The sequence below is a fragment of the Anaerococcus sp. Marseille-P3625 genome (genome assembly GCF_900232825.1).
Lineage (GTDB): Bacteria > Bacillota > Clostridia > Tissierellales > Peptoniphilaceae > Anaerococcus.
Map to the genome: position 1 here is coordinate 100,287 of NZ_OCTP01000009.1, position 18,037 is coordinate 118,323.

The following is an 18,037-nucleotide window of genomic DNA, read 5'->3' on the forward strand; positions in this document are numbered from 1 at the left end:
AACCGTACAATATTATAAAGGAGTGACTATGACTACGATTTATGATTATAAAGTTAAAAATATAAATGGAGAAGATGTTTCTATAGAAAAATACAAGGGAAAAGTTCTTTTGATAGTAAATACAGCAACTAAATGTGGCTTTACTCCCCAATATGAGGGTCTTGAAGAGCTTTATAAAACTTACAAAGATAAAGGCTTTGAAATTTTAGATTTTCCTTGTAATCAATTTGCAAACCAAGCTCCAGAAACAAACCAAGAAATAAAAAACTTCTGTACGGCAAGATTTGGTGTAACTTTTGAAACTTTCGCAAAAATCGATGTAAATGGTGAAAATGAAGAACCACTATATAATTTCCTAAAAAATTCCAAAGGCGGAATTTTTGGAGATGATATCAAGTGGAATTTTACCAAATTTTTGATAGACAAAGATGGAAATGTAGTAAATAGATACGCTTCACAAAAAAAGCCAAAAAATATCGCCAAAGATATAGAAAAATTATTGGAAGCCTAAGATGGATAAATTTGTAAAACTAGCCAAAGACTCAATACAATATTATATAGAAAATAAAAAATACCTAAAAGAATATGATCAAAGCTTTAAGGACAACCACAATGGAGTGTTGATTATTATTAGGCAAAATGGCAAAAATGAAATAAGTGGTTCAATTTACCCGACAAGAGCGAACATTGGCCTTGATATAATTTACGAATCAGTAAATGCAACGATTTTTAATAACGCCATAGATATGACTGATAATGACATAAGCGATTTATATATTAGCGTTTATGAAGCTACAAAAATAGAGCAGATCAAAGATATGAATGAATTTGGAGTATATCATGGTTTGCTTTTAAAATTTAACAATTTTGATTATTTGGCTTTTAGAAATGATTATGAATCAGACTATCAAATGTATGAGGATATAAAAGATAGGGCAAATGTTGATGAGGATGATATTTATAGCCTTTACAAATTTAAGGGAACTAGGCATATATAGGGAAAATAAGCATTTGACAATTAGACCTATAATTAGTACACTAAATTAAGAATAATAATAGAGTGAAAAAAGAAGAGTAGCCCTAATAGGAAATCACAGAGAGGCAGGATTGGTGGAAACTGCTATTAAATATTTTGGTGAAGATCATCTTTTAGCATAATGAGTGAAAAAAGTAGCTTGTTACGAAAGCCAATCGTTAAGAGCAACAATTGAAATAAGTGGACCGTCTGTATGGACGGTTCTTTTTTATTAAGGAGAATAAATGAGCGAATTCAAATCTTTAAAAACTAACGAAAGCAAAAAAAGAGAAGAAGAATTAAAGAATTATTGGAACGAAATTGATCTTTTGGGAGAAACTTTCAAAACTCGTGAAGATGCCAAACAATATGTAATTTACGATGGCCCTCCAACAGCTAATGGCAAGCCTGGTATCCACCACGTTATAGCAAGAACCCTAAAGGATATGACCAGCCGTTATAAAAATATGAGAGGCTATAAGGTCTTAAAAAAAGCTGGTTGGGATACTCACGGTCTTCCAGTAGAAATTGAAGTTGAAAAGATATTAAATTTTCACGACAAAAACGACATAGAAGATTATGGTATAGAAAAGTTCAACAAACTTTGCAAGGAATCCGTGTGGGAATATTCTGACTTATGGCGTGACATGAGCGATAGAATGGCCTATTTGTACGATATGGATCATCCTTATGTAACTTTGGATAATGATTACATCGAAACCGAATGGTATCTATTAGATAAGGCTTTTAAAGAAGGATTAATCTACGAAGGGGCTAAGGTAATGCCATATTGTCCAAGATGTGGTACAGGACTTGCTTCCCACGAAGTTGCCCAAGGCTATCAAATGGATAAGACCATCACCCTTACCGTAAAATTCAAGAAAAAAGATACAGAAAACGAATATTTCTTAGCATGGACGACAACTCCATGGACTTTGCCATCTAACGTTGCACTTTCAGTAAATCCAGATTTAACTTATGTTAAAGTTTTTGACAAAACTGATGATTGCTATTATTATATGGCAGAATCTTTGGCAGAAACTTTGATGGAAGGCCACGATTACCAAGTTGTTGAGAAATTAAAAGGCTCTGACATGGAATATATGGAATATGAACAATTACTTCCTTATGTAAATGTTGGGGATAAAAAAGCCTTTATAGTAACTTTGGCAGATTATATTTCAGCAGAAGATGGTACTGGTATTGTTCACTCAGCTCCTGCTTTTGGTGAAGACGACTATCAAGTTGGTAGAAAATACGACCTTGCTTTTGTTCAACCGGTTGACCTTGAAGGAAATTTCACAGAAACTCCTTGGAAGGGAAGATTTATTTTTGATACCAACGAAGATATTTGGCATCATTTAGTAAATGAAGGAAAAGTCTTTAAAAAACAAACTGTTGAACATAATTATCCACACTGCTGGAGATGCCATACACCGCTTGTTTATTATGCTAAACCATCTTGGTATATAGAAATGAGCAAGTTTTCTGAAAAAATGGTAGAAAATAACAAAACAGTTAATTGGTTCCCTCAAACTATTGGCGAAAAAAGATTTGGCAATTGGCTAGAAAATGTAAAAGACTGGGCAATTTCCAGAAGCCGTTATTGGGGAACTCCACTAAATATTTGGAAATGTGAAGAGTGCGGTCATACAAGAACTGTTGGATCAAGAGCTGAGCTAGCAGAGCTTGCCATAGAAGATATAGATGAAAATATAGAACTTCACAGACCATATGTAGATAATGTGACAATGAAATGTCCTCATTGTGGCAAGATTATGAAAAGAGTTCCAGATGTAATCGATGTCTGGTTTGACTCAGGAGCTATGCCATTTGCACAACTTCACTATCCTTTTGAAAACAAAGAATTATTTGAAAATTATTATCCAGCAGATTTTATCTGTGAAGGAATCGACCAAACTCGTGGCTGGTTTTATTCGCTAATGGCAATTTCAACCATAACCATGGGCAATGCACCATACAAAAATGTTCTTGTAAATGATTTGGTAGTTGACAAAAACGGACAAAAAATGAGTAAATCTCGTGGCAACACCCTAGATCCTTTTGCACTATTTGACAAATACGGGGCAGATGCTGTAAGATTTTATTCTCTTTATGTATCTCCTGCTTGGATGCAAACTAAATTTGACGAAAATGGTTTGGTAGAAGTTCGCAATAATTTCTTTAGAACTTATGAAAATGTCTACAATTTCTTTACTCTTTATGCCAATACAGATAATTTGGGCATGGAAGAGATGAAAAATATAGGTGAGGTTAAACTTGAAAAAATCGACAGATGGTTATATTCAAGATTAAATTCTTTATTAAAAGAATACTACCAACAAATGGAGATTTTTGAATACAACAAGGTCGTTCATTTGATATCTGATTTTGTAGTAGAAGATCTTTCAAATTGGTATATAAGACGTAATAGAAAGAGATTTTGGACAAGTGATATCAGCGATTCCAAAAAAGCAGTTTACAAAACAACTTACGATGTTTTACTCACTTTATCAAAGATAATAGCACCAATTACACCATTTATAGCTGAAGAAGTTTATAGAAACCTAACTGGAGATAAAACTGTTCACACACAACTTTTGCAAGAAGTTAACGAAAAATTAATCGACAAAGAACTTGAAAATGATATGGAATTACTTAGAAAAGTTGTAAATCTAGGTCGTGCTTCAAGAGAAAAAGAAGCAATCAAGGTTCGTCAACCACTTTCTAAAATCATTGTCGATGGCAGATATAAGAAAAACATCGAAGATTTAGTTCCACTAATCAAAGAAGAGCTAAATGTCAAAGAAGTTGAATTTGCGGAAGATCTATCAGAATTTATGGAATTTTCACTAAAACCTGATTTTAAGGTTGTAGGTCCAATATTCCAAGCAAAGGTAAATGAATTTGGCAAATACTTACAAAAGATCAATGCCAAGGAATTTATCGATCAAGTGGAAAATGAAGATGTAGAAATAGAATTGTCAGGCGAAAAATATCAAGTTAAAAAAGATTATCTAGACGTTAGAATTTCCGCAAAAGAAGGCTTTGATGTTGAAATTGATGGCAATGTTTTTGTAGTTTTGGATACCGAAATAACAAAAGATCTAAAAGATGAGGGCTATGCTCGTGAATTTATTTCAAAAATTCAAAATCTAAGAAAAGATTCAGGATTTTTAGTAACAGATAGGATCGATATAATTTATTCTTGCGATGATGAATTAAGTAAATCTTTGGAAAAATTCCAAGATGAGATAAAAAGCGAAACTCTTTGTGATAACTTAAAAAGAGAAGAAATAGACAAAGAGGAGACAGCGCTAAATGATAAATCAATTAAAATTGAAGTAAAAAGAAATTAAAAACAAAAGAGGGTTGTTTATAACAATCCTTTTTTTATAGGAGAAAATATGAAAATTCGACTAATGAATATGGTAAAAATTGTAAATGAAAAAACCAATGAAGTTGTAGTTTTAGACAAAATCAAAAAAGAGGGCTGGGAAGGTCTGACTTTTCCTGGAGGAAAGCGCAAAGAAAACGAAAGTTTAATAGAATCAGCCATAAGAGAGGCCAAAGAAGAAACAGGACTTGATATTAACAATTTGAAATATTGTGGACTAATAAGCTGGGAAAGCCAAGACTTTATAGATGTTGGATTTTTGTACGAAACTACTGATTTTAGGGGAGAATTGATAAGAGATAATAGAGAGGGCAAACTTTCTTGGATTAACTACGAGGATTTTAAAAAAATGCAAGGAATGAGCCTATCAATGGATAAAATTTTAGCAATCTATGAGGGCAAATATCAAGAAATTCACTGGGATTTGATAAATGATAAGATAAAATATTTCTAAAGTTAAGGTAGCAATTCTAAGATAATATTAAAAAAATAATAGGAAAATATTGAAATTTATTTTTACTAATGATATAATTTGATAAAACAGTGTACCATATCTTATGTAACACTATTTTGTAATCAAATTTACAATAAATCAACGAAATAAGGCTTGGAGAAAAATATGTCACTAATACAAGTGCGTAATCTAAAAAAATATTATAAAGTAGGAAATAACATAATCAAGGCCTTAGATGGGATAGACTTAGATATAGATAAGGGAGAATTTATTGCCCTTTTGGGGACATCAGGTTCTGGCAAATCGACCCTTTTAAATATGTTAGCAGGTCTTGAAAGACCCACGAAAGGCTCTATAAAGTATGGGAAAATCACCCTAAATGAGCTAAAAGAAACAGAAATCACCAAATTTAGAAATCTTAATATTGGTTTTGTCTTTCAATCCTATAATCTTTTGCCCTATCTTTCAGCTTGGGAAAATGTATCGTTGCCCCTAACTTTTAAAGGCTTGGGAAAAGAAGAAAGAAAAAAAGAAGCCTATAAAATTTTAAATCAGGTAGGTCTTGGCAACAGGATGAACAACAAACCAAATGAATTATCTGGTGGTCAGCAGCAAAGAGTTTCCATAGCAAGAGCCTTTGTAGGCACGCCAAAGATAGTCTTTGCAGATGAGCCAACGGGAAATTTGGATACAAAAACCAGCTTTGAGGTTATGAAACTGATAAAAGATATTACAAAGAAAAACAATCAGACTTTTATCATGGTAACTCATGATGACGAGATGACTGAATTTGCCGATAGAACTCTTTTTATGAGAGATGGAAAGATAGAAAAAATACACAAAAATTTAACAATTGATGAGGTTTTAGATGTCAACAAACAATAACAAAACAAACGAAATTCAAGATACAAGTGATCAAACTCCAACAGTACAAATGAAAAATCAACCTAAATTGATTATTTCAAATTATTCAATTACACCACAAACTGTAGAAGCAGGTAATGATTTTACCTTATCCTTCACTCTTTATAACACAAATGCAAAAAATACAATCTACAACTTAAAAGTAAGCATAGATCAACAATTGCAATCTCAACCACAAGCAAGTGGAGATAATACTGCCTTAGTAAGTGATGGATCTGTATTTACACCTATGAATAGATCAAATTCATTTTATGTAGCAGCTTTGTATCCTTGGAATACTGCCACAAGAACCATAAACATGGGAGTTAATCCAAATTCTGCTGCTGGAAATTATGTAATTGGACTTACCTTAGAATATGAAGATTATTGGGGCAACCAATATCAAACCAAAGAAGCAATTGGAATTCCAGTTGTCCAAAGAGCAAATGTTACCATAGGCAATGTAAAGCACGACGAGCTTGTGGTAGGCCAACAAACAGCAGTTTCTGTAAATATTTACAACACTGGAAAAGATAATCTAAACACCTTTATGTGCGATGTAATTGGCAAGGGCTTTACAATTGATAATGATAGAAGATTTATAGGAAATTTTAAAACAGGATCTACGGAAGAATTTACCTTTAATATTACCCCACAAAGAGAAGGAGATGTTGAAGGAAAAATTCTAATCACCTATGAAGATTCAGCAGGAAATGTCCACACCCAAACTCAAAATTTCACAGCTAATGCTATGAATATGAATATGGGAGGAGCCGAAGAAGGTATGGTCCAAGATCCAAATACTGGAGAGATGATTCCAGCTGATCAAGCAAATCCACCAGAAGGAGCTGATAATGGAGGATCTATATTTACATCTCCATTTTTCTGGGTTGGAATAATAGCAATTATCGCCCTTGTTGGAGCTTTAATTTATAAGAAAAGAAAAAATAAGAAAAACGAGGAGTTGATTATAGAAGATGAAGATAACTGATAGATTTATAATGGCCCTAAGAAACCTATGGCGTCGTAAATCTAGAACTATACTAACAATTTTATCAGTTGTCATAGGTTCAACATCTATCATCCTGATGCTAGCCTTTGCAGAAGGCATAACAGCAAGTCAAAAGCAAATGATCGAATCTCTTCAAGGACTTACAACTATACAAATATATAACGATTCTCCAGATGGCTTAAAAGTTGATGCCAAACTTATAAATGACCTAAAAAAAATAGACCATGTAAACTCTGTCATTCCATCAAAAAATGTGTATTTGGAAATGAAAGTTGATGATAGCGATCAATATCAACTGGACGGTTCCTTTCAAGTAATACCAGATGATGTCTTTAAACTTTTAAAAAAGGAAGATTTGGAATGGGGAAGTATTCCAAAGACAAGCGATGATTCTTCTATACTTTTAGGGACTAATGCATCAGCGATGACAAAAACAAAACATGGGGCGGATACTTGGTATGAACCTGATGAAAATTTTGACTATAATGCTCATAAATACATATTTTCTTTGGGTTATAAAGATGATAGTCAAGATGATGGGGTAAACTTTGGAAATGAGGATAATCCCGATGATCCAAACAAGGGCAAGCCACAAGTAGTGGAAATTCCAGCAAAAATTTCTGGTAAACTTGCCCAAGGTTCAATTCTTACAGGTTATAACTCATATATGAATGAAGCAACATATAATAAGTTAAAAAAAGAAGATGAAAAACTCGCCTATCCAACGATGAACCAATCTTATGACAAAGAGGGCAATCCTATAAAAGAAACTTCGGGCAAAATCGTTTATGATAGTGTTTCGGTTGTTATAGATAGCACAAAAAATGTGAAAGATGCAGAAATGGAGATCAAAAAGCTAGGATATTCAACAAATTCTATGGCTAAAGCAAGTGAAGAAGTTGAAAATCAAACAAGAACCATTATGTTAATTCTAGGAGGCATAGGTTCTATTGCTTTTATAGTTTCTGCCATAGGAATTATCAACACCATGATAATGAGTATTTATGAACGTCAAAAAGAAATTGGCGTTATGAAAGTTATCGGTGCAAGTGTATCTGATGTTCAGACCATGTTTTTGATTGAATCTGGCTTTATAGGATTTTTTGGTGGAATTTTGGGACTAATAATTTCTCTAGTTGCAGCTTATTTTCTAAATAAAGTTCTATCAGGCAGTGAATCCATGTTTTCTGCAGGAGGCGGGCCAGCTGTTATAATCCCATTTTGGCTTGGTTTAGTCGGAGTTTTATTTTCAGCCTTGGTAGGAGTTCTTGCAGGATATTTGCCAGCAAGACGAGCAACGAAGCTATCGGCTATAGATGCTTTGCGCGCAGAGTAAGGAGAAAAAATGAAAAAATATATATCTATTTTAATTTTGAGTCTAATAATGGTAGGATGCACAAATTCTTCTAATCAGAAAGATTATTCTAACAATGAAATTAGTTCAAAAACAGCAAATGACGAAATTGATCTTTCAAAAAAAGAAGAACATGCTGAAAATATCAAAGAAAATGAGGAAAATGACGAAAATAAAATAAAATCCTTTGAAAATGAGAAAAAGGATAAAGATACAAAAGAAGATTCTTCAGAGGATAAAAAAGTTGAAATAGATGTAAAAAAATCTGACGATGACGACAAAGAAGATAAATATAAGAAAGTAAAAGACGAAGATAATAAAGACAAAAAATCTAAAGAAGAAAAAAACGAAAAAGAATCAAGCAAAGTTAGCAAAAATGACTACTTCTATTTGCCAGCATCAGCTTTAGTTAGATTAAATGAAGATGGAGAAATGGTTGATGTAGAGGGTAATACCAAACCAGAAGAAAGAAATAAATTCTATGATTATGTAAAATACACCAACAATATTTTGGTAGAATCAAATATTTCATCTCCTAAAGCTAAGATTATAAAAGTTACTGGCAAAGAAAAAACTACTCTTTTTGAATTTCCAAAAGGCGAAGATTTTAGGCCTTTAGGGATGATAGGGGATAAAATTTACGGTTTCCACACCTATACAAGTTACAATGAAGAACAAGGAATTGATGAGATGGATTCTGACAAATCTGCTATTGGGGTAGTTGATTTAGCTAAGGGCAAAGTTTTTGATTACCAAGCGACTGTTGGAATAGCAACTGGAACCATTGCTCTAATCCAAGGAGAAATTCAATATACATCAAATACTGACAAAGATAGCGAAGATATTTACAATTATGATTTGTATAAGCTAGATCTAAATAAAGGTTATGATCAAAAAGCAGAATTAATAGAAAAAGATTTTGGCTTGCAATATCTTTTTGGTCAAAAAAACTTTGAAAATGGCAAGGCAAGCTGGCACATTAGACGTGCAGATAACGACAATATTTATGTAGATGGCAAAAAATTCCCGTTTTTGTGGGCAGAAATGGGATCTCAAGAATTTATTGGCAACAATATTTTCTATTTTACAGGTGTTGATGCCAAGGGAGATGGCCCACTTGATCATTTCTTAAGTCATCTAAAAATTATCGATATCGATAGCCAAAAAGAAATATTTAATCAAGATATTAGAGGCTTAAAACTTTTTGATGGCAAACTTTATTATCTAAATAAAGACAAAGAAGTTAAATCTTTAGATCTTGACTTATAAGAAAGAAAAATCACAGCAAAGTCTGTGATTTTTTCGCATAAAATCCTAAAAATAAGGAAAGTTAAAATGAATGAAAAAATAATAAAAGAAAAATTACAAGAAAATTTTTTAAGATACTTGAGAATTTCAAGCCAATCTGACGAAAAAAATGAAAATATTCCATCAAGTGTGGGACAATTGGAATTAGCAAAACTTTTACAAAAAGAATTGGAAGACTTAGAACTTTGCCAAATAGAAATCAACCAATACGGAGTTCTTCAAGCTAGACTTCCAAAAAGAGGATCTGAAAAAGCTCCAATAGGCTGGGTTGCCCATCTTGATACTGTAGATGTCGGTTTATCAGATGAAATCAACCCTCAAATAATAAAAAACTACGATGGCAAAGATATTATCTTAAATAAGGAAGAAAAAATAATTTTTTCCACAAAAGAAAATTCTGAAATTCTTTCTTATATGGGCGATGATATAATACTTACAGATGGCAAATCAGTTTTGGGAGCAGACAATAAGGCTGCAATAGCAAATATTATGACTGCCTTGTGGTATCTAAAAGAAAATCCGCAAATAAATCATGGAGAAATTTATGTAGCCTTTGTCCCAGATGAGGAAATTGGCCTAAGAGGCTCAAGAAAGATAGATTTTGAAAAATTTAAAGTTTCTTACGCCTACACAATTGATTGCTGCAAGCTTGGAGAATTAATCTATGAAACATTTAATGCAGCAAGCGGTATCTTAAAAATCAAGGGAGTTTCTGCTCATCCAATGTCTGCTAAGGGAAAGCTTGTTAATCCAATAATGATAGCCCATGATTTTATCAATATGCTCGATAGAAATAAGATGCCAGAAAATACCGAAAATAGAGAAGGTTATGTGTGGATAACAGACATTAATTCAGATGTCCTAAATTGTAGAGTAGATTTCAATATTAGGAATCACGATAAGGAAAAATTCGAAGACAGCAAAAAATACCTTATCCAAGCAGTAGACCTATTAAAAGAAAGATACAAGAAAGCAGAAATTTCAATCGAGATTACAGATGTTTATTCAAATATAGCCGATTCAATTGATGAAACAAACAAAGTTGCCATAGAAAATCTAAAAGAAATTTACAAAAAATTACAGATAGAGCCAATAATTATTCCAATGCGAGGAGGAACTGACGGGTCCTACCTATCAACAAGAGGAATTTTCACACCAAACTATTTTACAGGAGCCCACAACTTCCATTCAAACAAAGAATTTTTGCCAATGGATAGTTTTTACAAGTCATTTTTGGTTACTTTGGAATTGATGAGAGGAGAGAAAGTAGATTTTAAGAACTTTATAAAAGTAGAAATCAGATAAAATTTTAATAATTAAAAAACAAGGAACGCTATTTTGCGCTCCTTTTCTTTGCTATTTTGTTTTTAAATGCTTGAATAATTTCTTCTATTCCATCAACTTTTAGTAGATATATAAGACTTAGATAAATTACAGCGGAAAGTGCTATTGTTAGTAAAAGCCAGATGTTTGATGGTTTTAGAGAAAAGAAAAATTTTGCAAATATTCCAAGAGATGCCCCTCCAATTAATAATTTGCATATATTTTTTCCAATATAGGTAAAATCAAGATTGCCATAAGTTTTCTTATACATAATAAAGGCTATTATTACAGCTGAAAATTGGCTGATTGTCGTAGCAAGGGCAAGACCAACTAGTCCGTAAATTCTTGATAAAGTAAAGTCCAAAATTATATTTATTCCTAGTTGGATAAAGGAAATAATCGTTGGTATTCTCGTATTTTGATTGGAGAAAAATGATAGATAAAGCAAATCAGCCAAAGCTGGGCCGATTAGATAAAGGCTATAGTAAAATAAAACCTGGCTTGTCATTATCATATCTTGGTAGGTAAATTCTCCTCTAAAATAGACAAAAGTTATTATAGGCTTTGATAAGATCATAAGACCAATTATTGATGGGATAAACAAGGTCATTATCTTTACCAAAGTTTTGCTTATCAAATCTTTCATTTCGTTCATTTTGCCATTTGCAACTAATTTTCCTATTATCGGATAGGCGGTTATTTGAAAGGGGATTATAAAAGTAGAACTTACAATCCTAAGAATTTTTAGGGCGTAATTTATTATAGAAACCCCACCTTCAGGAGCGACAAGCGATGCAAATGATTGGTCAACTATGGTTGAAATATAAACTGCCGCCATGGTAAAGGTTGTTGGTAGAGATAGGATTAAGATTTTTTTGATACTTTCATCCATCTGGTAAAATTTTCTTTTTCTCTTGAAATTTGATTTTTTTAAAGCTATCGGAAACATAAAATATTGTAACAAATAAGCTAAAAATATTCCAAAAGCCATTATTTTGACATTACCCTTGGATATTAAGATCGTTATGCCAAGAATTATATTTAAAATAACCAATGGCAAGGCTGGGGTTAAAAAATCTCCCTTTACTTGCAAGTAAGCGGACATAATCGCCGCATAGACATTAGGATAGATGCTTAAAATTACAGCTCTCATAAAGGTCGATGCAATTTGCAATTTTTCCCCACTATAACCTGCTGCAAATAATTTTACTACAAAAGGTGCAAAGCTTAGGCCCAAAATCATAATTACTGATGTTAGAAAAAGCATGAAATTTAAAAGCTTGTTGGTAAAAATATCGGCTTCTTTTTCTCCCTTATTTTTGTATATTTCGTTGTATGAGGGAATGTAAGTTTTACTTAGGGCGTAGGTTATTACAGAAAATATCAGCGTTGCTGCTGTTGTAGAAGTGTTAAAGGCATCTGTAATTGGTCCTGTTCCATAGGTAAAAGAAAAAATCATCTCACGGACAAATGAGAAGATTTTTCCAATTAAATTTAATATCATTAAAAGTAAAGTGTCATTCATAATTTTTTGCTAGCATATCCTAAAAGAAAATTATCTATAGATTCTATTTCTAAGGTTATTATCTGATCTATTGAAATTTCGAATTGGTCAAAAACTTTGGCGTTTGATTGATTTATAGCATCGATTTTTACTAAATTTTCTGTAAAAGAATTTACATAGCCACAAATGCTATCATAATAGTCAAAACTTGTGGCAAGGGTTATAATTTTATGGTTTTCTTTGGCATATTTTATCAAATCTATAAAATCAGGCTTTGATTTATAAATTGGATTGTCGGAATTACCTATGGAAATATTTCCCCAAAAATCCATATATTTACTCAATTTTTTTAGATATTCGGTATTTTTTTCGATTTTTCTTATGGCTTTTTTATCAAATAGCAAATAGCCATCGATTTTGCCTTGGTCATCTACCAAATGAGCAAAAAGCCTATTGGAATTTTCATAAATTATTGATCCTACGGCAAAAGAATCTTCATCTGATGAGTATATTTCAACTAAATCTTGCATTTAATCTCCTAATTGTTTAAAAATCTTGACAAGAATTCACGAGTTCTTTCGTTTTTTGGATTGTTAAAGATCTCTTCAGGCTTGCCATCTTCTAAGATTATACCTTTATCCATAAATAAAACTCTAGTTGAAACATCTCTAGCAAAATCCATTTCGTGAGTTACAACTATCATTGTAATTCCAGATTTGGCTAATTTTGTCATAACTTCCAATACTTCTCCAACCATTTCTGGGTCAAGAGCGCTTGTCGGCTCATCGAATAATAAAACTTTAGGATTCATGCACAATGCACGAGCTATGGCAACTCTTTGCTTTTGGCCACCGGAAAGTTGTGAAGGCTTATGGTTTACAAATTTTTCCATGCCTACTGTCGTTAATAATTCCATGGCAGTTTTTTTGGATTCTTCTTTTGATTTTTTTAAAACTATTTCTTGACCCAAAGTACAATTGTCTAGGACGTTTTTATTTTCAAAAAGGTTAAAGTTTTGAAAAACCATGCCAACTTGTGACCTATATAATCTTTCGTCAAAATTGTGGGAAAGGATATCTTTGCCTTCATACAAAATCTGTCCACTGGTTGGATTTTCTAATAAGTTTAGACATCTTAATAGGGTTGATTTTCCAGATCCTGATGATCCGATTATTGAAACTACTTCGTTTTTTTCTATGGCAAAATTTATATCTTTTAAAACTAAATTGTCGCCAAATCTTTTTTCTAAATTATTTACCTTAATTATTGACATTTTTTGCTCCTGTTGATGATTCATAGACAAATTCTCTTCCATACATTCTATTTTCAACTAATAAAATAATTCTTGTTACTGCAAATGTTAAGATAAAGTAAATTATTGCAGTTATTAAATAAGTTGGGAAGTATTGGTAGGTAGATCCTGCAACAGATTTACTCATGAAGAATAATTCTGTTACTGAAATTACGTTTAATACTGAAGTATCTTTTATATTTATTACAAATTCGTTGCCCAAAGATGGGAGGATATTTCTTACAGCTTGTGGAATTACAACTTTATTCATCGTTTGAAAATGTGTCATTCCTAAGGCCTTGCAAGCTTCAAATTGTCCTTTGTCAATTGAGTTTATACCACCACGAACAACTTCTGATAGATAAGCTCCGGTGTTTATAGAAACTATCAAAATTGCTGCAAACATAGTGGATAAATCAATATCAAAATATTGTTTTAGACCATAAAATATTATTACTGATTGAACCATCATTGGCGTTCCACGGAAAATTTCCACATAGGCTGCTAAAATGAAATTTACAATTTTGTGTAAAGTGTAGGCAAGTTTGTTTTTAACTTTACTAACTTCAATTTTTCTAATAATTGCAACAAGTAGTCCAATCAAAAATCCCAATAGGGTAGAAAGTATAGCTATAAATAGCGTATTTACGATACCACTTAGGAAAAGTGAAGAATATTTTTCCCAAATACTAGACATTTCATCTAGGAAAGTTGGATTTTCATTAGCATTTCCATCTTCTGTGGTTAATAAAACCATTTCTTTCATGGTTTCTTCTCTTTCTTCTGGGGAAATATCTTTTAAGGCCTCATTTATTTTTGGAGTAAGTTCTGAATTTTTCTTAACTCCAACTGAAATTGAAGTTAAAGATTCGTCAACTTCAAAGCCCTTTCCTTCTTCAAAAGATACAAATATCAAGTCAGGGTTTGAAGTCATTGCACTTTCAGCTCCTGGCTTATCTGATACATAACCATCGATTGTGCCTGCTTTGGTTGCGGCGATCATTGTTGGGAAAGAATCAAGAGCTTGTTCTTTTTTTATTCCTTGCATTTGGTCAAGTAGATCATAGTGATAAGTTCCCAATTGGCCGGTAATTTTTGCATCAACAAAATCATTGATGGATTTTGCATCCTTATATTTTGAGTTGTTTTTTAAAATTACTCCAACTTGGGCGTCATAATAAGAATCGGTAAAATCAATTTGTTCTTTTCTTTCTGCTGTTGGACTCATACCTGCGATAATTATGTCGATTTTCCCGCTGGTTAGGGCTGGAATTAGACCATACCAATCGATCTTATAAATTTCTAAATCCATGCCTAATTTTTCAGCTACTTTTTTTGCTATTGCAATATCATAGCCGTTGGCATATTCGCCCGGGGAATTTTTGACTGGGACTCCTCCCTTACTATCATCCACCTCTGAGAAGTTATATGGAGCATAATTTACTTCCATTCCTACTCTTAGGACATTTTTTTCATTTGAGCTTGCAAAACTTATGTTTGCAAAAGTCATAATCATAACTAATAAACTTAACAAAAATCTCTTTAACTTTTTCATTTTTTCTCTCCTCTTCTTTTTTGGGCTAAAAAAGTATAAAAAAATACACGCCCTATAATCATCCCATGGGACGAAAGGCCGTGTTACCACCCAAATTCATGCACATTTTACAATATGCACCTTACTAAGTACATTCATACTCTTTTGCTATAACGGGCAAATCCCGTCTTTGAATCATAAAAAATCCTCAAAGCAACTCCAAGTCTTTTTTCACCAAGTAATTCATTTTCCTAATTTCACCAGTAAGGAATCTCTGTAAATTTATTATCCTAGTTACTCTTCTTTTCAATGTTGTTTTTCTAATGATACGATTAATAAAAACTTTTGTCAAGTAAAATGTAGTATATTAATAAAAAAGGAGGGAAAAATGAAAATCAGTCAAAGACAAAAACAAATCATAGATATCCTTCAAAAGGCTGAAAATCCAATAAACGGAGATACTCTTGCCAAAGAATTTTCTGTTTCAAGACAAATTATAGTAAAAGATATTTCTCTATTAAAAGCTTTTGGCCTTGATATAATTTCCACAAATAAAGGATATAAAATCGAAAATAAGACGGAATATAAGAAAATAATCGAAACAAAACATGAAGATAAAGATATAAAAGATGAGCTAAATACAATTGTTGATAATGGTGGGGTAGTCATTGATGTTTTTATTAATCATCCAGTCTATGGAGTGATAAAGAAAAATTTGGATATCCATTCTAGAAATGGGGTCAATAATTTTGTAAAAAATATGACAAAAACAAAACCTCTCAAAGAACTAACAGAAGACGTTCATTTTCACACAATAAGTGCAAAAAGTCTTGACGATTTAGAAAAAATCGAAGAAGCTCTAAGAGAAAAAGGCTATCTAAATTAATTTCCCGGTGTATATACATCAATCTTTTTTTGTGGTATACTTTTACCATCACAAAAAAAGGGGATATTATGAAAAAATATTTACAAGAACAAAATATAAGCTTATCAGCTCATACATATTTTATAGATGCCCTAGGAGCCATGGCCTTTGGACTTTTTGCATCTTTACTTGTCGGAACAATTTTAAATTCGATCGGCAATAGTTTAAATATAAGTTTTTTGACAGAAAGAATTTGGCCTTTGATAGGCAAATCCACAGGAGCAGCCATAGCAGTTTCCATTGCCTATGCTCTTAAAGCTCCAAATTTGGTTTTATTTGCCATAACGATTGTAGGAATTGGAGCATACGATTTGGGAGGACCAGTTGGAGTTTATGTTGCCAGTGTTTTTGGAACAGAATTTGGAAAACTTGTATCAAAAAGAACGAAATTAGATATAATTATTACTCCAGCAATTACAATTTTGGTTGGAATTTTTGTTGGAGATTTGATAGGACCAGGAGTTGCTGGTTTTATGAATGCTCTTGGAAATCTTATAATGAAAGCTACAGAGCTTAGACCGTTTTTGATGGGAATAATTGTAGCAGTTCTTGTAGGAGTTGCCCTAACTCTTCCAATTTCTTCAGCTGCAATTTGTATGATGTTATCTCTATCAGGACTAGCTGGAGGAGCAGCAACTGCAGGATGTTCTGCTCAAATGATTGGCTTTGCAGTTATAAGTTATGCCGATAACGGTTTTGAAGGACTTCTTGCTCAAGGTTTGGGAACAAGTATGTTTCAAGTTCCAAATACCATAAAAAATCCAAAAATTTGGATACCTCCAACCATAGCAGCGGCAATTTTAGGGCCAATATCGACTTTGATTTTCAAAATGGAAAATTCTCCTTTAGGTTCTGGCATGGGTACAAGCGGTCTTGTTGGTCAAATTTCAATGATAAATACCATGGCAGGATCAAGAAATTTGCCAATACTTTTAGGAGAAATATTGCTTATGCACTTTATCTTACCAGCTCTTATAAGCTTTGGCATTTATAAAATAATGCATCAAAAAGGTCTGATAAAAGATGGAGATATGAAGATAGATTTTTAATTTATAAGCTATTAATATTTTCTTAACAACTTAAGATATATTAATGGCTTTTTTCTTTATCTAATCTTAACACGAATTAATTTATAATTAAGTTAATCTATTTTTAAATATCTTAAAATTATTGTAATTAATCAAAACAACAATATAATATAATTACAAATTTTAAAAAAGGAGTCATAATGACAGAAAAAAATAGAAATTTCGACCAATTTAAAATAAAACTAAATGAAGGATCTTCTATTGGTCATACCATAGCTATAATGAGTGGTAAAGGTGGTGTTGGTAAATCATCTGTAACAAGCATGATAGCAAATAAATTAAACAAGAAGGGCTATAAGGTAGGCATCTTTGATGCTGATGTAACAGGACCTTCAATTCCTCAAGCTTTTGGCATAAATGAAAATGTAAAAGCTACAGAAAATGGCTTGATAGGTCCAGGCCTAAGTCGCGATGGGATAAAAATTATTTCCATAAATATGGTTTTGCCTAACAAGACAGATCCAGTTGTTTGGAGAGCTTCAATTGTAAATGGAGTTATCAAGCAATTTTATTCTGACGTTGATTGGGGAAAGCTCGATTATTTATTAATCGATATGCCACCTGGAACAAGCGACATTCCACTTACAGTTTTCCAATCAATTCCAATAGATGGAGTAATTGCAGTTGCAACTCCTCAAGATTTGGTAGGAATGGTTGTAGAAAAATCCCTAAAAATGGCAAAAATGATGGGCAAAAATATAATTGGAATAGTAGAAAATATGAGCTACTTTCTTTGCCCAGATTGCGGTAGCAAACACAAAATTTTTGGCGATAGCAAAATTGAACAAGTAAGCGAGAAATTTTCAATCGATACGCTTATAAAATTACCAATCAATCCTTTAATATCCCAAAAAATTGACCAGGGTCTAATCGAAGATATGGATATAAAAGAACTAGATCCAATGATAGAAAAAATTGAAAAATTATAG

At 32.3% G+C, this 18,037-nt stretch carries 16 protein-coding genes and 1 other annotated feature; of the genes, 12 read left to right on the forward strand and 4 right to left on the reverse strand.

Annotation, left to right across the window (positions count from 1 at the left end):
- Positions 1 to 28 precede the first annotated feature (28 nt).
- From CS884_RS01090 to pepT, 9 genes are all read left to right on the forward strand, one after another.
- Positions 29 to 511 carry a glutathione peroxidase gene (locus CS884_RS01090; protein ID WP_099320253.1) on the forward strand — a complete coding sequence of 161 codons (483 nt, stop codon included), beginning with the start codon at positions 29 to 31 and terminating at the stop codon, positions 509 to 511.
- A 1-nt stretch (position 512) separates the two neighbouring features.
- The gene (locus CS884_RS01095) at positions 513 to 998 is read left to right on the forward strand and encodes a hypothetical protein (RefSeq protein ID WP_099320254.1); all 486 of its coding nucleotides are present in this window, start codon (positions 513 to 515) and stop codon (positions 996 to 998) included.
- Between the two features lie 262 nt (positions 999 to 1,260).
- Positions 1,261 to 4,374 (forward strand): isoleucine--tRNA ligase, encoded by a 3,114-nt coding sequence (gene ileS / locus CS884_RS01100; RefSeq protein WP_099320255.1) that lies wholly within the window; start codon positions 1,261 to 1,263, stop codon positions 4,372 to 4,374.
- Positions 4,375 to 4,422: 48 nt separating this feature from the next.
- Positions 4,423 to 4,866, forward strand: a complete 444-nt coding sequence (locus CS884_RS01105) for an 8-oxo-dGTP diphosphatase (RefSeq protein WP_099320256.1) — start codon at positions 4,423 to 4,425, stop codon at positions 4,864 to 4,866.
- A 165-nt stretch (positions 4,867 to 5,031) separates the two neighbouring features.
- Positions 5,032 to 5,751 carry an ABC transporter ATP-binding protein gene (locus CS884_RS01110; protein ID WP_099320257.1) on the forward strand — a complete coding sequence of 240 codons (720 nt, stop codon included), beginning with the start codon at positions 5,032 to 5,034 and terminating at the stop codon, positions 5,749 to 5,751.
- Positions 5,735 to 6,760, forward strand: coding sequence for a COG1361 S-layer family protein (locus CS884_RS01115; protein WP_099320258.1), 1,026 nt, complete (start codon positions 5,735 to 5,737; stop codon positions 6,758 to 6,760). Before CS884_RS01110 ends, CS884_RS01115 begins: the two co-directional genes overlap by 17 nt.
- The gene (locus CS884_RS01120) at positions 6,747 to 8,117 is read left to right on the forward strand and encodes an ABC transporter permease (RefSeq protein WP_099320259.1); all 1,371 of its coding nucleotides are present in this window, start codon (positions 6,747 to 6,749) and stop codon (positions 8,115 to 8,117) included. The genes CS884_RS01115 and CS884_RS01120 overlap by 14 nt, the downstream gene beginning before the upstream one ends.
- A gap of 9 nt (positions 8,118 to 8,126) precedes the next feature.
- Positions 8,127 to 9,404 (forward strand): hypothetical protein, encoded by a 1,278-nt coding sequence (locus CS884_RS01125; protein ID WP_099320260.1) that lies wholly within the window; start codon positions 8,127 to 8,129, stop codon positions 9,402 to 9,404.
- A 66-nt stretch (positions 9,405 to 9,470) separates the two neighbouring features.
- Complete coding sequence (pepT, locus tag CS884_RS01130) at positions 9,471 to 10,748, forward strand: peptidase T (RefSeq protein WP_099320261.1); 1,278 nt, start codon at positions 9,471 to 9,473, stop codon at positions 10,746 to 10,748.
- Between the two features lie 28 nt (positions 10,749 to 10,776).
- Here the strand turns inward: pepT and murJ are convergent, their stop codons facing one another.
- The 4 genes from murJ to CS884_RS01150 are packed head-to-tail and all read right to left on the reverse strand — an operon-like array spanning position 10,777 to position 15,116.
- Positions 10,777 to 12,291 (reverse strand): murein biosynthesis integral membrane protein MurJ, encoded by a 1,515-nt coding sequence (gene murJ, locus CS884_RS01135; RefSeq protein ID WP_099320262.1) that lies wholly within the window; start codon positions 12,289 to 12,291, stop codon positions 10,777 to 10,779.
- On the reverse strand, positions 12,288 to 12,800 hold the full coding sequence (locus tag CS884_RS01140) for a hypothetical protein (protein ID WP_099320263.1): 513 nt from the start codon (positions 12,798 to 12,800) through the stop codon (positions 12,288 to 12,290). The genes murJ and CS884_RS01140 overlap by 4 nt, the downstream gene beginning before the upstream one ends.
- A gap of 8 nt (positions 12,801 to 12,808) precedes the next feature.
- Positions 12,809 to 13,543 (reverse strand): amino acid ABC transporter ATP-binding protein, encoded by a 735-nt coding sequence (locus CS884_RS01145; RefSeq protein ID WP_099320264.1) that lies wholly within the window; start codon positions 13,541 to 13,543, stop codon positions 12,809 to 12,811.
- Positions 13,530 to 15,116: an ABC transporter substrate-binding protein/permease gene (locus CS884_RS01150; RefSeq protein ID WP_099320265.1), complete on the reverse strand. Its 1,587-nt coding sequence runs from the start codon at positions 15,114 to 15,116 to the stop codon at positions 13,530 to 13,532. Before CS884_RS01150 ends, CS884_RS01145 begins: the two co-directional genes overlap by 14 nt.
- 63 nt (positions 15,117 to 15,179) lie before the next feature.
- Positions 15,180 to 15,414 (reverse strand) — a binding site (T-box leader).
- A 69-nt stretch (positions 15,415 to 15,483) separates the two neighbouring features.
- Here CS884_RS01150 and CS884_RS01155 point away from each other — a divergent pair.
- The 3 genes from CS884_RS01155 to CS884_RS01165 all read left to right on the forward strand — a co-directional run bounded on the left by CS884_RS01155 (position 15,484) and on the right by CS884_RS01165 (position 18,037).
- A complete protein-coding gene (locus CS884_RS01155) occupies positions 15,484 to 15,981 on the forward strand; it encodes a transcription repressor NadR (RefSeq protein WP_099320266.1) in 498 nt (165 codons plus the stop codon).
- A gap of 68 nt (positions 15,982 to 16,049) precedes the next feature.
- Complete coding sequence (locus CS884_RS01160) at positions 16,050 to 17,069, forward strand: PTS transporter subunit IIC (RefSeq protein WP_099320267.1); 1,020 nt, start codon at positions 16,050 to 16,052, stop codon at positions 17,067 to 17,069.
- Between the two features lie 179 nt (positions 17,070 to 17,248).
- Positions 17,249 to 18,037: an Mrp/NBP35 family ATP-binding protein gene (locus tag CS884_RS01165; protein ID WP_099320268.1), complete on the forward strand. Its 789-nt coding sequence runs from the start codon at positions 17,249 to 17,251 to the stop codon at positions 18,035 to 18,037.